Source organism: Paracoccus sp. S4493 (assembly GCF_000967735.1).
GTDB lineage: Bacteria > Pseudomonadota > Alphaproteobacteria > Rhodobacterales > Rhodobacteraceae > Paracoccus > Paracoccus marcusii.
Genome location: NZ_JXYF01000317.1, coordinates 1 through 694, shown reverse-complemented (window position 1 = coordinate 694; position 694 = coordinate 1). Strand labels below are relative to the sequence as shown.

Genomic DNA, 694 nt, shown 5'->3' with positions numbered 1-694 from the left:
ACAGCATCGCGGCGCGCCGTTCCTCGGTGTGAAAGGCCAGCATCTCTCCGACGCTTCGGGTTTCGCAGAAGGGATAGAACAGGAACTCGGCGTTGAAGCCGTAGTAAAGCCAGGTGCCGGTCGGCACGGCGCGGATCACCGCGTTCACCGCCTGGACATGGGCCGCGGGCCTGCGCGGGTCGTAACGCAGCTGCGTCACCTGCGCGGCCATCGCGTCGGGCAGATCCTGCGGCTGGTCCGACATCAGCAGGATGTGGCGAAAGCCCCGGTCCAGATGATGGCGCAGCGTCGCCGCGACGGCGGTGTCGTCCTCGACCAGGATCACGGCAAGCGGTCCGCGGGCCAGGACGGCGGGCCGCCCGGCCAGGAACGGCGCCATGTCCCGGATCGGCAGGACCGTCATCAGCGCATGACCGCCTTGACCTGCTCCAGCGCGGCGGCCAGCAGGGCGGGGTCGCCCTCTGCCTGCGACACCAGCTGCTTGAGCGTCTGCTTCTGCGTGTCGGGGATGGCCGCGCCATCGATGATGCTGTCGACCTGGGCGCGGTCGAAGCCCTCGGGGGTCAGCAGCGCCTCGATCCGGGCGGCGACGGTGGCGGCATCGGCTGTCTCGGCGGCGGCCTCTGCCGCGTCCTGCGCGGCGCTGGCAGCCTCCTGCGCGGCGGCGTCGGCGGTCAGGCCGGTGACGCCCGCG

The 694-nt window shown here is 71.6% G+C and carries 1 protein-coding gene and 1 pseudogene; both read right to left on the bottom strand.

The annotated features are described in order from the left end of the window. A partial coding sequence (locus TW83_RS17395; protein WP_204245801.1) for a glycosyltransferase family 2 protein occupies window positions 1-403 on the bottom strand: 403 nt, incomplete at its 3' end. Continuing rightward, window positions 403-694 (bottom strand): annotated as a pseudogene (locus TW83_RS21395) (hypothetical protein); the annotation flags it as partial. The gene TW83_RS17395 and the pseudogene TW83_RS21395, both read right to left, overlap by 1 nt.